The sequence below is a fragment of the Kitasatospora sp. NPDC092039 genome (assembly GCF_044756065.1).
In the GTDB taxonomy this organism is placed as follows: Bacteria; Actinomycetota; Actinomycetes; order Streptomycetales; family Streptomycetaceae; genus Kitasatospora.
In genome coordinates this window covers 187,991-204,718 of record NZ_JBIVSD010000003.1, presented here as the reverse complement: position 1 = coordinate 204,718, position 16,728 = coordinate 187,991, and the positions used below count along the sequence as shown (strand labels likewise).

16 protein-coding genes, 1 tRNA gene and 1 pseudogene are annotated in these 16,728 nt (G+C 74.8%); 11 read left to right on the top strand and 7 right to left on the bottom strand.

Annotated elements, in window-relative coordinates; genetic code table 11:
• Positions 1 to 102: 102 nt before the first annotated feature.
• The 3 genes and pseudogenes from ACIQI7_RS07220 to ACIQI7_RS07210 form a co-directional block, all read left to right on the top strand.
• A pseudogene (locus tag ACIQI7_RS07220) lies at positions 103 to 1,176 on the top strand (sugar phosphate nucleotidyltransferase); the annotation flags it as partial.
• A gap of 271 nt (positions 1,177 to 1,447) precedes the next feature.
• Positions 1,448 to 2,494: a Yip1 family protein gene (locus tag ACIQI7_RS07215; RefSeq protein ID WP_401105977.1), complete on the top strand. Its 1,047-nt coding sequence runs from the start codon at positions 1,448 to 1,450 to the stop codon at positions 2,492 to 2,494.
• A gap of 94 nt (positions 2,495 to 2,588) precedes the next feature.
• Complete coding sequence (locus tag ACIQI7_RS07210) at positions 2,589 to 3,479, top strand: metal-dependent hydrolase (RefSeq protein WP_401105975.1); 891 nt, start codon at positions 2,589 to 2,591, stop codon at positions 3,477 to 3,479.
• 83 nt (positions 3,480 to 3,562) lie between these two features.
• Here the strand turns inward: ACIQI7_RS07210 and dcd are convergent, their stop codons facing one another.
• Together dcd and ACIQI7_RS07200 are read right to left on the bottom strand one after the other, a co-directional pair.
• A complete protein-coding gene (gene dcd, locus ACIQI7_RS07205) occupies positions 3,563 to 4,138 on the bottom strand; it encodes a dCTP deaminase (protein ID WP_387752162.1) in 576 nt (191 codons plus the stop codon).
• A 71-nt stretch (positions 4,139 to 4,209) separates the two neighbouring features.
• Positions 4,210 to 4,431 carry a hypothetical protein gene (locus ACIQI7_RS07200; RefSeq protein WP_174315667.1) on the bottom strand — a complete coding sequence of 74 codons (222 nt, stop codon included), beginning with the start codon at positions 4,429 to 4,431 and terminating at the stop codon, positions 4,210 to 4,212.
• Between the two features lie 276 nt (positions 4,432 to 4,707).
• On the opposite strand from ACIQI7_RS07200, the gene ACIQI7_RS07195 reads away from it, so the two are divergent.
• Positions 4,708 to 4,781: transfer RNA gene (locus tag ACIQI7_RS07195), tRNA-Gly, on the top strand.
• Positions 4,782 to 4,857: 76 nt separating this feature from the next.
• Here the strand turns inward: ACIQI7_RS07195 and ACIQI7_RS07190 are convergent.
• A complete protein-coding gene (locus ACIQI7_RS07190; protein WP_401105973.1) occupies positions 4,858 to 5,793 on the bottom strand; it encodes a LysR family transcriptional regulator in 936 nt (311 codons plus the stop codon).
• Positions 5,794 to 5,938: 145 nt separating this feature from the next.
• Here ACIQI7_RS07190 and ACIQI7_RS07185 point away from each other — a divergent pair, with 145 nt between their 5' ends.
• Together ACIQI7_RS07185 and ACIQI7_RS07180 are read left to right on the top strand one after the other, a co-directional pair.
• Positions 5,939 to 7,288 carry an MFS transporter gene (locus tag ACIQI7_RS07185; protein ID WP_401105971.1) on the top strand — a complete coding sequence of 450 codons (1,350 nt, stop codon included), beginning with the start codon at positions 5,939 to 5,941 and terminating at the stop codon, positions 7,286 to 7,288.
• Positions 7,285 to 7,884: a cysteine hydrolase family protein gene (locus tag ACIQI7_RS07180; RefSeq protein WP_401105969.1), complete on the top strand. Its 600-nt coding sequence runs from the start codon at positions 7,285 to 7,287 to the stop codon at positions 7,882 to 7,884. The genes ACIQI7_RS07185 and ACIQI7_RS07180 overlap by 4 nt, the downstream gene beginning before the upstream one ends.
• A gap of 179 nt (positions 7,885 to 8,063) precedes the next feature.
• On the opposite strand, the gene ACIQI7_RS07175 is transcribed toward ACIQI7_RS07180, so the two are convergent.
• The gene (locus tag ACIQI7_RS07175) at positions 8,064 to 9,182 is read right to left on the bottom strand and encodes a nucleotide disphospho-sugar-binding domain-containing protein (protein ID WP_401105967.1); all 1,119 of its coding nucleotides are present in this window, start codon (positions 9,180 to 9,182) and stop codon (positions 8,064 to 8,066) included.
• A 159-nt stretch (positions 9,183 to 9,341) separates the two neighbouring features.
• Complete coding sequence (locus ACIQI7_RS07170) at positions 9,342 to 10,142, bottom strand: alpha/beta fold hydrolase (RefSeq protein ID WP_401105965.1); 801 nt, start codon at positions 10,140 to 10,142, stop codon at positions 9,342 to 9,344.
• 257 nt (positions 10,143 to 10,399) lie between these two features.
• On the opposite strand from ACIQI7_RS07170, the gene ACIQI7_RS07165 reads away from it, so the two are divergent.
• Positions 10,400 to 10,978, top strand: a complete 579-nt coding sequence (locus ACIQI7_RS07165; RefSeq protein WP_401105963.1) for a hypothetical protein — start codon at positions 10,400 to 10,402, stop codon at positions 10,976 to 10,978.
• A 461-nt stretch (positions 10,979 to 11,439) separates the two neighbouring features.
• Here the strand turns inward: ACIQI7_RS07165 and ACIQI7_RS07160 are convergent, their stop codons facing one another.
• Together ACIQI7_RS07160 and ACIQI7_RS07155 are read right to left on the bottom strand one after the other, a co-directional pair.
• Positions 11,440 to 12,087, bottom strand: a complete 648-nt coding sequence (locus tag ACIQI7_RS07160) for a response regulator (RefSeq protein WP_401105961.1) — start codon at positions 12,085 to 12,087, stop codon at positions 11,440 to 11,442.
• Positions 12,088 to 12,160: 73 nt separating this feature from the next.
• Positions 12,161 to 13,417 (bottom strand): sensor histidine kinase, encoded by a 1,257-nt coding sequence (locus tag ACIQI7_RS07155; RefSeq protein WP_401105959.1) that lies wholly within the window; start codon positions 13,415 to 13,417, stop codon positions 12,161 to 12,163.
• 326 nt (positions 13,418 to 13,743) lie between these two features.
• Here ACIQI7_RS07155 and ACIQI7_RS07150 point away from each other — a divergent pair, with 326 nt between their 5' ends.
• The 4 genes from ACIQI7_RS07150 to ACIQI7_RS07135 all read left to right on the top strand — a co-directional run bounded on the left by ACIQI7_RS07150 (position 13,744) and on the right by ACIQI7_RS07135 (position 16,680).
• Positions 13,744 to 14,304 carry a heme-binding protein gene (locus ACIQI7_RS07150; RefSeq protein WP_401105957.1) on the top strand — a complete coding sequence of 187 codons (561 nt, stop codon included), beginning with the start codon at positions 13,744 to 13,746 and terminating at the stop codon, positions 14,302 to 14,304.
• Positions 14,305 to 14,462: 158 nt separating this feature from the next.
• On the top strand, positions 14,463 to 14,891 hold the full coding sequence (locus ACIQI7_RS07145) for a hypothetical protein (RefSeq protein WP_401105955.1): 429 nt from the start codon (positions 14,463 to 14,465) through the stop codon (positions 14,889 to 14,891).
• Between the two features lie 148 nt (positions 14,892 to 15,039).
• Positions 15,040 to 15,924 (top strand): NAD(P)-dependent oxidoreductase, encoded by an 885-nt coding sequence (locus tag ACIQI7_RS07140; protein ID WP_401105953.1) that lies wholly within the window; start codon positions 15,040 to 15,042, stop codon positions 15,922 to 15,924.
• Between the two features lie 177 nt (positions 15,925 to 16,101).
• Positions 16,102 to 16,680, top strand: a complete 579-nt coding sequence (locus ACIQI7_RS07135; RefSeq protein ID WP_387752190.1) for an NAD(P)H-dependent oxidoreductase — start codon at positions 16,102 to 16,104, stop codon at positions 16,678 to 16,680.
• The last annotated feature ends 48 nt before the right edge of the window (positions 16,681 to 16,728 follow it).

The window sequence follows — 16,728 nt, the reverse complement described above, 5'->3', positions numbered from 1 at the left end:
GGTGGCGACCCGCGCCGGCCGGCCGGCCGGGTCCAGACCGACGACGAGGCGTCGGCCCGCCGGGCCGGGGCCGCAGAGACCACAAGGGGAACAGCGCAGACCATGACCGAGGCGATCATGCTGGTCGGTGGTAAGGGCACGCGACTGCGTCCGCTGACCACCCACACCCCCAAGCCGATGCTGCCGGTGGCAGGCGTCCCGTTCATCGCGCACCAGCTGGCCCGCGCGGCAGCCGCCGGCGTCACCCGCGTCGTGCTGGCCACCTCGTACCTGGCCGAGGTGTTCGAGGACCACTTCCAGGACGGCACCCCGTACGGCATCGAGCTGGTCTACCTGACCGAGCGCGAGCCGCTGGGCACCGGCGGAGCCATCCGCAACGCCGCCTCCGGCCTGACCTGCGGCCCCGACGAGCCGGTCCTGGTCTTCAACGGCGACATCCTCTCCGGCGTCGACATCGCCGCCCTGCGCGACGGCCACGTGGCCGCCGGGGCCGACGTCACCCTGCACCTGACCCGGGTCGAGGACCCGCGCGCCTTCGGCCTCGTCCCGACCGACGAGGACGGGCGGGTGCTGGAGTTCCTGGAGAAGCCGGAGACCCCGGAGCAGATCGTCACCGACCAGATCAACGCCGGCTGCTACGTCTTCACCCGGTCCGTGATCGACCGCATCCCGGTCGGCCGCGAGGTGTCCGTCGAGCGCGAGACCTTCCCCGAGCTGCTCGCCACCGGCGCGCTGCTGCGCGGCGTCGTCGACACCTCGTACTGGCTGGACCTGGGCACCCCGGCGGCGTTCGTCCGCGGCTCGGCCGACCTGGTGCTCGGCAAGGTCGACTCCCCGGCCGTCCCCGGCCCGACCGGCGACGCCCTGCTGCTGCCCGGCGCCACCGTCCACCCGGGCGCGGTGCTCAGCGGCGGCACCGTGGTCGCCGAGGACGCGGTGGTCGAGGCCGGCGCGATCGTCGAGGGCAGCGTGATCCTGCCGGGCGCGGTGATCGGCCCGGACACCCTGGTCAAGGACTCGATCGTGGGCGCCTTCGCCACCGTCGGCGACCGCTCGGCGCTGGACGGCGCGGTGATCGGCGACGGCGCGATCGTGGAGTCGGACAACGAGCTGCCGAACGGCATCCGGATCGCCTGCGGCACCCTGCTGCCGGTCGGTGCCGTCCGCACCTCGGCCGGCCCTGGCGGCTGCCCGGCCGGCACCAGCGCGGCCGCGGCGGTGCACGGGCCGTCGGTCGGCGCCCAGCGGTAGCGCCCCCGGGGCGGGGGCCGTCGGGTTCGCGGGATTCCGGGTCGCGGGTCCGCGCGGCTTCGCGGGTCTGCGGGTCCGCGGCGCTCCGGGCCCGTTCCGGCGGGTTTTCGGCCCCGTTCGTCTCAGCCTCGCTGCAAACCGGCCCCGGCTCCGTCCGGGGCCGACGCGGGCCGGGCGGGGCGGGTACCTTCGGACCGTGGCTGGTAATCGATACGACAGCGGTCAGGGCGCGGACCGCCCGCACGGCGGGTGGTCGGCCCCTCCGCCGCCCGCGTCGCCCGGGGGGACGGACGGGCCGGAGTACTTCACGGCCCCGCACACGGCACCGCCCGGCGGCCCCGGCGGCCCCGGCGGCACGTCCGGCGGCCCGGGGCACCCGGCGGGGCACGGGTACGACCCGTACGCGGCCGACCGGCCCGGCAACACCCGGGCCTTCCCGGCCGGCGACCCGTACGCGGCCGGCGGCCCGTACGGGCAGCAGCCGCCGTACCAGGGGCACCCCGGCCCGGAGCACGGCTACTACGACGACGGCCACGGGCAGCAGCCGCCGTACGGTGCCGCGCAGGGCTACGGCTCCGACCAGGGCTACGGCCCGGACGGGGGGTACGGCCCCGAGGCGGGCTACGACCAGCAGCCGTACGGCCAGGACAACGTCGCCGTCTACCGGGCCGGCGGCCAGTCCGCCCCGCACGTCGCGGGCCCCCGGCCGCACTGGCGCGAGCTGTTCGCCGGCCTGTTCCGCAGCCCGACCGCGATCTTCGACCGCACCCGCGACCACCAGGTCTGGCTGCCCGCCCTCACCGTCTCGCTGCTGTACGGCGCGCTCGCGGTGCTCGGCATCGGGCTGACCCGCGACGACATCGTCAACTCGACCTTCACCGTGGCGCTGACCGGCCTGCTCGCCGCCGCCGTCGGCTTCACCGTGGCCGGCGCGCTCTTCGGCGGGGTCACCTACGGGCTGGCCCGCCAGCTGGGCGGCGACGGCCCGTGGAAGGCGACCGTCGGCCTGGCCGCCCTGATCGGCTGGCTCACCGACGCGCCCCGGCTGCTGCTCGACCTGGTGCTGCCCTCCGGCAGCGCCGTCGTCCAGGTCGTCGGCTGGGCCACCTGGATGCTCTGCGGGTACCTGCTGACCAGCATGGTCCGGCGGCTGCACGACCTGCCCTGGGGCAAGGCCGCAGCCGCCTCGGCGATACAGCTGGTCGCGCTGCTGGTGCTGATCAAGCTGCCGACGCTGGGCTGAGGGCTCCGACGGGCGAAGGGCAGAATGGGGGCGGGCCGCGGCCGAGCGCCGAGCCCGCCCCACCCTCGTCGTCCCACCTTCACCGGAGCCAGGCATGACCCTCCCCACCACCCACGTCAGCTTCCCGGCCGGGGCGGTGACCGGCGAGTCCCCGGTGCTGGCGGTGCACCCGCTGGCCGACGGCCGGTACGCCGTCGTCACCGAGGCGACCCCGTTCCACCCGCTCGACCACACCTGGCCCGACCAGCCGGCCGACCTCGGCACCCTGACCGTGGACGGCACCGAGCTGGCCGTGGTCGACTGCCTGACCGGCGCCGTCGGCCCGGAGGGCGGGGAGCCGGCGGTCGGCGCCGACATCCCGGTCCGGCGCGGCGACGAGGAGTGGTCCTGGCTAGTCCTGCACGTCCTCGACACCGACCCCGGTGACATCGTCGGCCGCACCGCCGAGCTCGCCGTCGACGCCCGGCGCCGCGGTGCCCTCAGCGCCTCGCACAGCGGCTGCCACCTGCTCGCCCTCGCCCTGAACGCGGCGCTCGCCCCGCGCTGGCGCAAGGACCCGGGCCGCTCGGACGCCTTCGGCAACCCGGACTTCGACAGCCTCGCGATGGCGAGCTCGGTGATGGACACCGAGGCCAGTACCGACACCTACCGGCTCGGCAAGTCGCTGAAGAAGAAGGGCTTCACGGCGGACGCCACCGAGGAGTTCCCGGCCCTCGCCGACGCCCTGCCGGCCCTCACCGAGGCCGTCAACGCCCGGCTGGCCGCCTGGGTCGCCGCCGACGCCCCGGTCCGCATCGAGGTGCCCGGCCCCGAGCTCACCGCCCGCCGCCAGTGGCACTGCGAGCTGCCCGAGGGCGGCGCGCGGATCTTCTGCGGCGGCACCCACCTGCACCACCTCGGCGAGCTGGCCGAGCTGCGCACCGAGCTGCGGCTGTCCGAGGACGGCACCGAGCTGGTCGCCGTCACCAGCCCCAAGCGGGCCTGAGAACGCCGCGGGCGGCCACCCCTCACCGGTGAGGGGTGGCCGCCCGGCTGCGTGCGGCTCCGCGGGTCTCCGGTCTCCCGGGGTCAGACCTGGCTGCGGTGGAAGTTCAGGAACGAACGGGACGGCGTCGGGCCGCGCTGGCCCTGGTAGCGCGAGCCGTAGCGCTCCGAGCCGTACGGGTGCTCCGACGGCGAGGAGAGCCGGAACAGGCACAGCTGCCCGATCTTCATGCCCGGGTACAGCTTGATCGGCAGCGTCGCGACGTTCGACAGCTCCAGCGTGACGTGGCCGCTGAAGCCGGGGTCGATGAAGCCGGCCGTGGAGTGGGTGAGCAGGCCCAGCCGGCCCAGGCTCGACTTGCCCTCCAGCCGGGACGCGACGTCGTCGGGCAGGGTGATGACCTCGTACGTCGAGGCCAGCACGAACTCGCCGGGGTGCAGGATGAACGCCTCGTCGCCCTCGGGCTCGACCAGCCGGGTCAGGTCCGGCTGCTCCTCCGAGGGGTCGATGTGGGGGTACTTGTGGTTCTCGAACACGCGGAAGAAGCGGTCGAGGCGCACGTCGATACTCGACGGCTGGACCATCGCCGGGTCGAAGGGGTCGATGACGACCCGGCCCAGGTCGATTTCGGTCCGGATGTCCTTGTCAGAGAGCAGCACGCTTCGAGGTTACGTGCAAGAAAGGGCCCCGGACGAATCCGTCCGGGGCCCACCTCCGCGTCCGTCCGCGGTCAGGCCAGGAACTCCGCGGCCTCCAGTCGCATCGCCCGCGCCAGTTGCGGCTCCGACAGCTCCCGCACGTCGGCCAGCACCGAACTCCGCAGCCGTCCGCACTGCGGACAGCGGATCAACCGCCCGGGGCCGAGCCGGCCCGGACCGAGGTTCTGCATCGGGAACGTGGTGGTGCTGAACAGGTGCCCCTCGGCACAACGAACGACGGCGCGCTGCTCCATCGATCCCCTTCCCATCCCTAACCCAGTACTCACCCGTACTCACGCGCCCCGGCGGCCGAGCCCCGGGACAGCGTCACATTAGGGGATGTTCCGGACATTCCTCACCATGGCTCGCCGCCTCGGCCCCCACCCGCCGGAGCACTCGCACGCGGCCCAAACAGTACGCCTCCACACCCGCCCCACGGCGCTCCGCCACGTCCGCCGGCCCCCCGTGCAACCACCGTCGCGGATGGGGTACAGTGACACTGGATCGAGCGGTCTCTGACGGCTCATCAGGCGGGCGTAGTTTAATGGTAGAACATGAGCTTCCCAAGCTTAGAGCGCGAGTTCGATTCTCGTCGCCCGCTCCACTGCCGAAAGCCGCAGGTCATATGACCTGCGGCTTTCGTGTTGTCCGGGCCGTTCGGGGTGGCCGGTGGCCGGTGGTCAGCGGGGGAGGGCCCAGGCGGGGGTCCAGGTTTCGGGGGCGGTGGGGGCGGGGGCGGCGGTGGCGAGGTGGGTGCGGAGGGTGGGCAGGGCGGGGTGGGGGTTGTCGCGGTGCCAGAGGAGTGAGTGGGGGTAGACGGGCGTCGGGTCGGTCACCGGGATGCGGCGCAGGCCGTGGCCGGCCGGCCAGACGAGGCGGGTCTGCTCGCTCATGAAGGTGGCCAGGGCCGGGGTGTCGGCGATGGTGTCGAGGAGGGCGTCGGAGCCGAAGTTGGGGCCGGTGGCCTCGATGGTGAGGCCGAACTCGGCGACCAGGTCGTCGTAGTAGGCGCCCCACTCGCTGCCGGGGAGGATGCCGGGCATCCAGATCCGGTGGCCGACCAGCTCGGCGAGGGTCACCGACCGGGCGCCCGCCAGCGCGTGGGCCGGGCCGGTGAGGAGTTGGAGCGGTTCGTCGAGGACCCGGACGGACGCGATGTCCTCGGGCAGGGGCCGGCCGGGCATGGCGACGGCGCGGAAGGACGCGTCGATCGTGCCGGAGCGGAGGGCGGCGACGGCGGTCTCGATCTCCAGCAGCATCAGCACGTCGAGGTCGATCCCGGGGTGGGCGTGGTGGAAGCCGCGCATCAGGCCGGAGGCCGCCCCGCGCGAGGCGATCACGTCGACCCGCAGCGGGCGGCGGCCGGCGCGGACGGACGCGACCGCGCGCTCGGCGACGCGCAGCAGCTCGCGGGCGTGGGGGAGGAACGCCTGCCCGTCGATGGTGAGTTCGGCGCCGCGCGGGGTGCGGGTGAACAGCCGCACCCCGAGGTCGCGCTCCAGTGCGGCGACGCGCTTGGAGACGGCCTGCTGGGTGATCGCCAGGTCGACGGCGGCCCGCTGGAACTGGCCGGCCTCCGCGATGGCGGCGAAGGTGCGCACTGCTTCGAGATCCACGTCGGCCCACCTTAGGGAACAACCCGTGGTTGTGCGGAATGGGTGAACCGGTTGTTTGACCCGCCGCCGCGCCGCCCGGTTGGCTCGACCCGGTCAACCTCGGTTTGTGCGGCCGAGGGCGGGACGGCGAGGAAGGGCACCGGCCATGACGGGCGGGAGACGGCTGGGCCGGCGGTTCGGCCGGCTGTGGGCGGCGTACGCGGTGAGCGCGTACGGGTCGGGGCTGGGGTTCGGGGCGCTGCCGCTGATCGCCGTACTGGTGCTGCACGCCGGCCCCGCGGAGGTGTCCGCGCTGTCCGCGGTGGGGCCCGCGGTGGGCGCGCTGGTGGCGGTGCCGCTCGCGCCGTGGGTGGAGTTCCGGCGCAAGCGTCCGGTCATGGTCGCGATGGACCTGGCCCGGTTCGCGGCCATGGCGACGATCCCGGTCGCCTACGCCTTCGGGCGGCTCGGCTTCGTCCAGCTGCTCGTGGTCTCGACCGTGGTCGCCGCGGCGAAGATCGCGTTCGGCGCGGCCAGCGGTGCCTACCTCAAGGCGCTCGTCCGGCCGGAGGACCTGCTCGTGGCCAACGCGCGCTTCGAGTCCACGAATTGGAGCTCCATCGCGATCGGGCCGCCGCTGGGCGGGGCGGCGGTAGGCCGCTTCGGGCCGGTCACCACCGTGGTGGCGGACGCGCTCGGCTACCTGTTCTCCGCGCTGTGCGTCCTCGCGATCCGGGGCCGGGAGGAGGCGCCGCGGCGGACGGGCGGGGGCACGCTCCGGGCCGACGGGGGTCCGTCCCGGGCCGGTGGGGTGCTCGACGGCTGGCGGCACATCGCCGGCGATCCGGGCCTGCGGGCGCTCTACCTCAACAACATGCTCGTCGCCGGCCTGATCATGGCCACCGAGCCGGTGCTCGCCGTGCTGCTGCTGGGCCAACTCCACTTCGCCCCTTGGCAGTACGGCCTCGCCTTCGCCGCCCCCTGCCTCGGCGGACTGGTCGGCTCCCGGCTGGCCCGGCGGGTCGTGGAGCGCCACGGCCGGGACCGGGTGCTCCGGACCGTCGGCACCCTGCGCGCCGTCTGGCTGATCGGCCTGGCCTTCGTCCGCCCCGGCGTGGCCGGCCTCGTCGCCGTGATGGCCGTCGAGCTGGCGATCATCGTCAACATGAGCCTGTTCAACCCGGTGCTCGCCACCTACCGGCTCGAACGCACGCCCGCGCACCTCGTCGCCCGCACCCTGACGGCCTGGTCGATCGGGCAGCAGGCGGCGATCGCCGTCTGCACCGCGCTCGGCGGGCTGCTCGCCGCCGTCACCGGCCCGCGCACCGCCCTCGCCGCCGCCGGGCTGCTCGTCCTGGCCACCCCGCTCCTGCTGCCCCGACCGGACCGGGCGCGAGCGGAGTCCGGACCGGGCACACCGGCAGAGCCGCTTCCGGGCTCACTACCAGGCCCACCATCAGGCACGTCACCAGGCCCAACACCGGGCACGTCACCAGTACGGAGGACACCCGCATGAACACCGAGCCGGCACTCGACCCCGCGCACACCGCGCTCCTGGTCCTGGACTGCCAACCCGCGGTGCTGGCCGCGCTGCCCGAGGCCGGGCACCGCGAGGCCCTGCTCGACCGGGTGGCGGGAGCCGTCGCCGACGTGCGCGCCGCGGGCGGCACCGTCGCCTACGCCCGGGTCGGCTTCACCGAGGCCGACTGGGACGCCGTCCCGGCCGCCAACCGGTCCTTCGCCCCGCTGGCCCGGCACCGTGCCATGCACCACGAGGACCCCGACGCCGCCGTCCATGAGCGGCTGGCGCCCCGGGCCGGCGACCTCGTCGTGCGCAAGACCCGCTACGGCGCCCTGTCCGGCACCGGCCTCGACCGGCGGCTGCGCGAGCGCGGCATCACCACCCTGGTCGTCGCCGGGCTCAGCACCGGTGGTGCCGTCCTGTCCACCGTGGTCGACGCGGCCGACCGCGACTACCGGCTGTACGTCCTGTCCGACGGCGTCGCCGACCCGGACCCGGAAGTCCACCACCTCCTGCTGCACCGGGTCCTCCCCTCCCGGGCCGGTGCTGTCGACACCGCCGGGCTGCGCGCGCTGCTGCGGGCCGGCTGACCGGGCGGTGATGGCCAGGGGCCCACCGCGTCCGGATCGGCAGTGTGTTCGAAGTGGCCGAGATCCATCTGGTTCCGGGGTGTCTCCCGCTGGTACCGGGCGTGTACGGCCGACAGCCGCAGGTCGGTCGACCCGCGGCTGCCGCGCTTCGTTCGGGTGCGCCGGAGGCGGCGCCGGGTTCAGTGGCGGGCGGCGAGGCCCTCCAGGGCGGGGACCAGGGCGGTCGGGGTGGGCAGGGCGGTGTTGTCGGCCTGCAGCCGGCGGGCGGCGTCGCGCAGCTCGGCGTCGGTGACGACGCGGTTGAGCAGCGCGGTGTCGACGGCGTCGGAGGTGGAGCTCAGGGCGGCGCCGGTGGCGGTGATGGCCTCGGCGTTGACGAAGTGGTCCGCGCCCTGCGGCAGCAGCAGCTGGGGCAGACCGGCCTGGAGGGCGGTCAGCATGGTGCCCGCACCGCCGTGGTGGATCAGCGCGTCGGCACGGCTGAGCAGCTCGTTGAGCGGGACCCAGGGCAGGCCGCGGACGTTGGCGGGGAGGGTGCCGAGCGGGTCGAGGTCGGCGCCGCCGACCGCGAGCAGGAAGTCGGCGTCGACCTCGCCCGCCGCCTCGACCAGGCGGACCACCGAGCGGACGCCGTCGAGCTCGGCGAGCACGGTGCCCAGGGTGACGACCACCCGCGGGCGCTCGGGCTTGTGCAGGAACTCGGCCGGGACGATGCCGCCGCCGTTGTACGGGACGTAGCGCATCGCGAGGCCGTCCGGGTCGCCGCCGAGCGGGCCGATGTTGAGCACCGCGGCGATGTCCGGGCCGGTCAGGCCGTGCTCCTCGTACAGGTCGGGTACGTGCGAGGCCACCAGCTCGGCCATCGGACGGCCGGGGCTGGCGCCGAAGTTCTGCACCACCGACGGGATCTTGAGCAGGCCGGCGACCACCGGGGCGGCGGCGTGGAAGGAGTCGTGGACGATCAGGTCGGCGCCCCAGGCGGTGGCGGCGGCCAGCAGGCCGTCCAGGTCGGGGCGCGAGGCGCGGGCGAACATGGCGGCCGCCATGTCGAAGATCTCTTCCTGGGTCCGGTCGTGGTTGACGTACTCGACCTTGCCGCCGAGGAGCTCCTCGATGATCTCCCGCAGGGTCCGGCCGTCGCCGATCTCGACGACCGGGAAGCCCGCGGACCGGATCAGGTCGACCGGCTGACCGACGGCGAACAGCACCTCGTGCCCGGCGGCGCGCAGCGCCTGGGCGGTGGGCACCATCGGGTAGAGGTGACCGGCCGCGGTGGGGCCGGTGAAGAGTATGCGCATGGTGGTCTCCTTGCGAATGTCGCGAACAAGGCAGTCTCACCTTTGGAGTTGACGTTCAGTCAATTTGATTTCGATCACCATGCGCGGTAATCAGCCGTTCTGCGGCAGGGCTTGCCCCGGGGGCAATGGTGTGCTCCGGGAGGCAGCCCGACCGGCCGGTCAGGCGGCCGTCGGCGCGGCGGCGGCGAGGAGGAAGTCCCGGACGGCTCCGGTGAAGGCCTCGGTCTCCTCGGCGAGCACGATGTGGCCGGTGTCGAACTCGGCGTAGGTGCTGCCGGGCAGGGCGGCGTGCAGCCGGCGGGCGTTCTCCACCGGGACGGTGGCGTCCTGGGTGCAGCCGATCACCAGGGCGGGGGCCTGGACGCGGGGGAGCAGCGGGCCGAGGTCCAGGTCGAGGTTGAGGGCGATGTGCCGCAGGGTGCCCGAAGTGGGCCGCATGTAGGCGGTGTTGGACTGGACGGCGGCGCGTCCGATCCGGTTGAGGAAGCCGCCGCTGAAGGCGGTGAGGGTGGCGTATCCGCCGAACGCGGCGGGGTGGTCGGCGAGCGAGAGCCAGGTGGCCATGGAGAGCCGCAGGTACTCGTCCTGTTCCGCGCTGATCCAGCCGGCGGCGGCGACCAGGCGGCGGACCCGCTCGGGGTGCAGGGCGGCGGTCGCGGTGGCGACGACGGCGCCGAGCGAGAAGCCGAGGACGTCGGCGGGGCCGCGCCCGGCGTCCTCGATCACGGCGGCGACCTGGGCGGCCATGGCCTCCAGGGTGAGCGTGGCGCCGTCGTCCTCGGCGGCCTCGCTGCCGGAGAGGTCGGGCAGCAGCACGGTGTAGCGGTCGGTGAAGGAGTCCAGCAGGCCGTCCCACATGGCGGAGCCGGGGCCGGTGCCGTGCACCAGGACGAGGGTGTCGGGGCCGTCGCCGACGACGCGGTAGGGGATGCGGGCGGTGCCGACGGTGATGACGGGCATGGCGGCGGGTCCTCTCGATGGCGGGTCAGAACGCGTGCGGGAAGCGGCCGGTCGGCTGGTTCGGCCCGGCCGGTCGGCACGAGAGGTAAACTACACAGTGCAGGGCAGTCATTCAACTGCACCGTGCAGTGCAGTCTGGAGGTGTGGGAACGGTGAGGGACGGAACCGGGAGGGGAACTGCCCGTACCCGCCCGCCGTCCAAGCAGTGACGGAATGCCTGCCCGGGTTGAACACCGGGAGGAGTACGGAGGGGCCCTGTGCAGTCAGGTGGTGCCGAACTGAACGTCGGATGCCCGGGCGGCCCCGGGGGCGCGCGGGTCGCGCCGGGTCGGCGGCCGGGGCCCGGGGCGGGTTCGGCGACGGTCGATCAACTCGACGCGGCCGAACACTGCGAGACGCTGCTCCAGGACACCCTGGACGCCGTCCGTCCGGCGCCGGTCTGGCAGGGCGCGCCCGCGCGGGCGGGGGCCCGGCTGTCGTTGCCGGGGCGCGAGTCGGAGCTGCTCTGGTACGTCACCCGGGGCCGGGACCTCCTCACCGTCGTCTCGCTGCCCCGGCGGACGGCGCTGGTCGGCGTGGTGGAGCGGCACTGGCGGCGGCGCGGCTGGACGATCACCTCGCTGGACGCCGGCCGGGAGCGCCCGAGGGTCGCCGCGACCACCCCGGAGGGTTATCGACTGGCCCTGCGCTTCGGTGAGTTGGGCGAGGCCGGGCTGACCGCGACCTCGCCGGGAGTGGCCCGTTCGGAGCGGGGGCCGGTGCTGTCCGGGGGCGTCGACCACTGCGCGCCACCACTGCCGTACGTCAGTTGTCCGTACTGGAGCGCGCTGGTGTAGTCGAAGGGACCGGGGGAGGCGTGGAGCGAGTCCCCCCGGACTCGCTCCACGCCGCCTCGTCGCGCGGCTTCGGCGCTGCCGCTCCCCCCGACACCCCGGCAAACCCGCCGTTCCCCCCCTGGGCCACACCCTCCGGCGAGAGCGGTCCGCACAGGCCCCGGCGAGCCCCCACCTCCGGGGACGTCGTTGATCTCAAACTAACAAACCGCGTGGTTGGTTTGTCAATAGCGGAATCCACGAAACATTTACATCACGGTGCACCCCCGGTGGCGGCCGAAAAGCCCGCAGGGCCAGGAATTTACGGTCCCGTGGGGTGGCCGCCGCCCGAACCTCCCGTGCCGGGGCGGGAGTAGGCGGCGGCGGTCACCGGCCTGGAATCCGACATTCCGAGCATCATGGCAGCACGCAGTGACACCGGGCGAGCGCCCAGCGCAGCCGGGGGGAAGGGGAAGCCGGCGGGCTCAGCGCAGCAGCCGGCGCTCCTTGGCCACCGCCACCGCGCCCGCCCGGGTCTCCACGCCCAACTTGTCGTAGATCCGGCCGAGATGGGTCTTCACCGTGGCCTCGCTGATGAACAGCGCCCGGGCGATCTCCCGGTTGCCCAGGCCCTGCGCCAGCTGTTCGAGGATGTCCTGCTCGCGCTCGGTGAGCTGCGGCGCGGGCGCCCGCATCTGCGCCATCACCCGGGAGGCGACCGGCGGTGACAGCACCGTGCGGCCCTGCGCGGCCGCGTGCACGGCGGCGAACAGCTCCTCCGGCCGCTCGGCCTTCAGCAGGTAGCCGGTGGCGCCGGCGGCGATCGCCCGGGTGATGTCGGCGTCGGTGTCGTAGGTGGTGAGCACCAGGACGTGCGGCCCGTCCGGAACGGCGGTGATCCGCCGGGTGGCCTCCACCCCGTCGATGCCGTCGCCGAGTTGGAGGTCCATCAGCACGACCTGCGGTGCCAGCCGGGCGGCCAGCGCGACGGCCTCCTCCCCGGTGCTCGCCTCACCGACCACCTCGATGTCGCCGGCGCTCGCCAGCAGTGCCAGCAGTCCGGCCCGCACCACGGCGTGGTCGTCGCAGACCAGCAGCCGGACAGGAGCCGCCGGTACGGGAGTCGTGTTCATCGCTGCTCCACGGTCATCGCTCCAGGGTCATCGCAGTTCCAGGGCCGTCACGGGTTCAGGGGCGCCGCCGGGCTCACCGCTGCTGCAGGGGGATCGCGGCGGAGACCACGGTGCCCTCGCCGGGCGTGCTCTCCACGGTCAGCCTGCCACCCAGCTGCCGCAGCCGGGCCCGCATCGCCGGCAGGCCGTACCCGCGCCCGCCCCCGGTGCCGGCCGCCTCCGGGTCGAAGCCCTGCCCGTCGTCGGCGATGTCCAGCACAGCCTGGTCGCCGAGGAAGGACAGCGTGATCGCGGCGGCCGAGGCCCCGGCGTGCTCGCGGACGTTGGCCAGCGCGCCCTGGGCGATCCGCAGCAGCGCGGACTGGGCGGCGGTGGGCAGCGGCACCGGCGTGCCGTCCAGGTGGAAGCGGACCGGCAGCCCGCTCTCCGCGGACTCCCGCTCGGCCAGCGCCCGCAGCGCCTGGTCGAGGGTGCGGCCGTCGGAGAGCTCCGCCGGGGCGAGGTCGTGGACGAAACGGCGGGCCTCGGCCAGGTTCCGGGCGGCCACCTCGGCGGCGGTGCGGACGTGGGTGCGGGCGGTCGCCGGGTGGGTGTCCCAGGTGCGTTCGGCGGCCTGGAGCAGCATCTGCTGGCTGGACAGGCCCTGCGCCAGGGTGTCGTGGATCTCCATCGCCAGCCGCTCGCGCTCGGCCAGGGTGCCCTCCCGCCGCTCGGTGGCGGCGAGTTCGCGCCGGGTGCGGACCAGGTCGGCGATCAGCGCGCGCTGCCGGGCGGCCTGCCGGGCCATGAAGAGGAAGACGCCGGTGGCGAGTCCGGCCACCGCGGGCGGCAGCAGGACGAGCGTGGCGTCGGTGCCGCCCGGCAGCCGGATCTCGGCGATCACCACCAGCAGGGTCAGCGCGCCGACCAGCGGGATGGCGGCCTTCGCCGGCAGCGCCCGCAGCGCGGTGTAGATCAGCGGGACGGCGCACCAGGCGAAGCTCGGTGCGAGCAGTACCAGTACCACCCAGAGCGCCACCACCACCGCCGACGGCCACCGGCGGCGCCGGCCCGGGGCGGGCGGCCGGCGGTGGTCCAGCCAGGACCCGGCCGGCTGGGCGACCGCGAGGGCCGCGCTCAACCCGATCACCCAGGGCGCCTGGGCGCTGCCGGAGTGGTGGCCGAGGTAGCGGTTGAGCGAGGCGGCGAGCAGCAGCAGGAAGGCGGAGTCCAGCAGCAGCGCCAGCCGGCCCGCGTCCGGGTCGCCGGCGTCGTGGCCGAGGACGCCGGGACGGGCGGCGCCGGTGCGGTCCGCGGCGCGGCGGCCGGCGGTCGGGCGGGGCTGCTGCACGGGTGGCTCCTGGCTGAACGGGGTGGTGCGTGCGCGGTCGGCGCCGGTCCGTTCCGAGCCGCGGCCACCGCGGCGGCTACCGGCGTCGATCCGCGCCGACCTGCGCCGATCCCTCGATGGTGACCCGTCCGGCCCGGGTCCGCATCAGCCGATCGGTTGACGCCCCCGTCCACCATCGTGCCCGGCCGCCCGCGCCGGACCGCCGATGTGGCGGCCCCTGCCCCGGGCGGAGGATCGAAGCACGCCGCCGGACGATCCCCGCAACGGTCCGGCGGCCCCCGAACCCCCGCCCCACCCACCCCGCAGATCCGCTGAGGAGCTGGACCATGAAGAAGACCTCCGTGCGCACCCGGGTGCTGACCGGCACCGTCGCCGCCGCCGCGCTCGCCGCCGCCACCGTGGGCGCCGTCTCGGCCAGCGCCGAGTCCACCGACATCCCGGCCGCCCCGGCCGCCGTGAAGGCCGACACCCAGAACAAGAACCTGGCCCAGAGCAGCGGTCTGACCATCGACGCCGCCACCCGCGCCGCCCAGGCCGCCCTGGACGCGGCCACCAAGGCCGGCCAGCACGTGTCGGTCGCGGTCGTCGACCGGGACGGTGTCACCCGGGTGCTGCTGAAGGGCGACGGCGCCGGCCCGCAGGCCCCGGTCTCGGCCGAGCGCAAGGCCTTCACCGCGGTGTCCTGGAACGCCCCGACCTCGGAGCTGGCCAAGCGGCTGGCCCAGGCCCCGAACCTGAAGGACATCCCGGGCACCCTGTTCCTGGCGGGTGGCGCCCCGATCCAGTCGAAGGGCGCGCCGATCGCGGCCGTCGGTGTCGCGGGCGCGCCCAGCGGGGACCTGGACGAGCAGTTCGCGCAGGCGGGCGTCGCCGAGCTGGCGAAGTGACGCCTGGCCCGGCCGGCCGGCCCCTCCCGCACCGGGGCGGACCGTCCGGCCGGGCCACGGTCTCGTTCGGGTGAACGACAGGAGGGTCGCCGCAGAACACGGGATGACCCTTCGAAAAGCCGGTGCCGCTGTCAGTGGCGCGTGGCAGGCTTCCCGGTATGACGGCGTGGACCCTCAACGACATCGAACGTGCGATCCGCTCCTCCTGGGGTGTTGACACCTGTGCGCCCGAGGATCTGGCCCACTGGCGTCCCGACAACCCCGCCCGCGGCCAGTGCGGGGTGACGGCGATGGTGGTGCACGACCTGCTCGGCGGCGAGCTGATGATGGGCGAGGTGCACGTCGACGGCGTGCGGACGGACCTCCACTGGTGGAACCGCTTCGCCACCGGCTTCGAGATCGACCTCACCCGTGAGCAGTTCGGGCCGGACGAGCTGGTCGGCCCCGGCCGACCGGTCGCCCGCCCGGCCCGCCCCGGCCGGCTCCAGGCCCAGTACGAGCTGCTGCGCGACCGGGTGGTCGCCGAACTGCAGCGCGGTGCGGCCGCCGGCCGCCCCCGGATGCGGGCCGCCCGCGCCTGCGCGTGAGCCGTGGCCCGGCCGCGGGTGCGCCCGGCCCCGGCAGCGATGCGCCGTGCCCCGGCAGCGGTACGCCGACCGGTCCACCCGCGGGCCCGCCGCCTCCCTGACGTACAGTCGGTCGCACACGAGCGGCGGTGACGAGGGGAGCGGGCGGATGACCGGGCGGACGATCGGCTTCGTGGGGCTCGGAGCGATGGGGCGCGGCATGGCCGGCAGCCTGCTCCGGGCCGGCCACACCGTACGGGTCTGGAACCGCTCGCCCGAGCCGGTGGCCGCCGTGGTGGCCGAGGGCGCGGAGGCGGCCGGCTCGCTCGCCGAGGTGTTCGCCGCCGACACGGTGGTCTCCATGCTGGCCAACGACACGGCGGTCGAGCAGCTGCTGCTCGACCCCGCGCTGCTGGCCGGCGCCTCGGCGACCCTGCACGTCAACATGGCCACCGTCTCGCTCGCACTCGCCGAGCGGGCCGAGACGCTGCACGCCGAGCACGGCATCGGCTACGTCGCCGCCCCCGTCCTCGGCCGGCCGCCGGTCGCGGCGGCGGGGCGGTTGAACCTCCTGGTCGCGGGCGCGCCCGAGCTGCTGGAGCGGGCCGAGCCGCTGTTCGCCGCGATGGGCGAGCGCACCTGGCACTTCGGCGAGAGCCCCCGGCAGGCCAACACGGCCAAGATCAGCACCAACTTCCTGATCGCCTGCGCGATCGAGTCGATGGCCGAGGCGTGCAGCCTCGCCGAGGCCAACGGCGTCCGGCCGACCGACCTGGTCGAGATGCTCACCGGCACGCTCTTCCCGGGGCCGATCCACAGCGGCTACGGCGCGATGGTGGCCGAGCGCCGCTACGAGCCGGCCGGGTTCCGGCTGCCGCTGGGGCTCAAGGACGTCGGCCTCGCGCTGGAGGCGGGCGCCGCGCGCAACGTCCCGCTGCCGTTCGGCAGCATCCTGCGGGACGCCTTCCTGGACGCGCTGGCCCACGGCGACGGGGACAAGGACTGGGCGGCCGTCGCCGCCGTCGCCCGCCGCCGGGCCGGACTGCCCGACTGACCGACTGGCCGGCGGCCCGGCCGCTTCCGGGCCGCACCTGGGCCGCACCCGGGGTCTCCCGGCCGCTCCCGGGTGCCGCCCGGCTCCGGACCGTCACCGCCACCGGCGCGGAATAAACCGGCGTTCGACGGCTGCTCACCCCTGCGTCCGCACCGTAAGTACGACGGAGGAGTCCTGATGGCCGATCAGCCGTCCGGCGCCGAGGCGCCGCGCCGTTTCCTGTTCCTCGACGCCAGCGCGCGCACCGACGGCAACTCGGCCCGGCTCGCCCGGCTGGCCGCCGAGTCGAGCCTGCCGGCCGGTGCCGAGCAGCGCTGGCTGCGGCTGGACGAGCACCCGCTGCCGCCCTTCCGGGACCTGCGGCACACCGGCGACGGCAGCTACCCGGAGCCGGCCGGCCACGAGCGGACGCTGCTGGACGCCACCCTGGCGGCCACCGACCTGGTCTTCGTCGCGCCGCTGTACTGGTACTCGCTGCCGACCAGCGCCAAGCTCTACCTCGACTACTGGTCGGCCTGGTTCCGGGTGCCCGGGGTGGGGTTCCGCGACGCGATGCGCGGCGGCACCGTCTGGGGCGTCACCGCCCTCGCCACCGAGGACGACAAGGCCGAGCCGCTGATCGGCACGCTCCGGCTGACCGCCGATTACATGGGGATGCGCTGGGGCGGGGTGCTGCTCGGCACCGGCACCCGGCCGGGTGACGTACTGGCCGACGAGCGGGCGGTGATCGCGGCCAAGTCCTTCTTCGCGGGCTGATCCTCCAGGGGGGCGCGGGGTACCACCCGCCGGGCGTGTACCCGCCAC

Bases quoted from the DNA above. Each gene is read 5' to 3' on its own strand.
- ACIQI7_RS07180 (WP_401105969.1), top strand. From the start codon at position 7,285: ATGAACACCGAGCCGGCACTCGACCCCGCGCACACCGCGCTCCTGGTC.
- ACIQI7_RS07200 (WP_174315667.1), bottom strand. From the start codon at position 4,431: ATGGAGCAGCGCGCCGTCGTTCGTTGTGCCGAGGGGCACCTGTTCAGC.
- ACIQI7_RS07185 (WP_401105971.1), top strand. From the start codon at position 5,939: ATGACGGGCGGGAGACGGCTGGGCCGGCGGTTCGGCCGGCTGTGGGCG.
- ACIQI7_RS07140 (WP_401105953.1), top strand. From the start codon at position 15,040: ATGACCGGGCGGACGATCGGCTTCGTGGGGCTCGGAGCGATGGGGCGC.
- ACIQI7_RS07145 (WP_401105955.1), top strand. From the start codon at position 14,463: ATGACGGCGTGGACCCTCAACGACATCGAACGTGCGATCCGCTCCTCC.
- ACIQI7_RS07160 (WP_401105961.1), bottom strand. From the start codon at position 12,087: ATGAACACGACTCCCGTACCGGCGGCTCCTGTCCGGCTGCTGGTCTGC.
- ACIQI7_RS07210 (WP_401105975.1), top strand. From the start codon at position 2,589: ATGACCCTCCCCACCACCCACGTCAGCTTCCCGGCCGGGGCGGTGACC.
- ACIQI7_RS07135 (WP_387752190.1), top strand. From the start codon at position 16,102: ATGGCCGATCAGCCGTCCGGCGCCGAGGCGCCGCGCCGTTTCCTGTTC.
- ACIQI7_RS07150 (WP_401105957.1), top strand. From the start codon at position 13,744: ATGAAGAAGACCTCCGTGCGCACCCGGGTGCTGACCGGCACCGTCGCC.
- ACIQI7_RS07175 (WP_401105967.1), bottom strand. From the start codon at position 9,182: ATGCGCATACTCTTCACCGGCCCCACCGCGGCCGGTCACCTCTACCCG.
- ACIQI7_RS07170 (WP_401105965.1), bottom strand. From the start codon at position 10,142: ATGCCCGTCATCACCGTCGGCACCGCCCGCATCCCCTACCGCGTCGTC.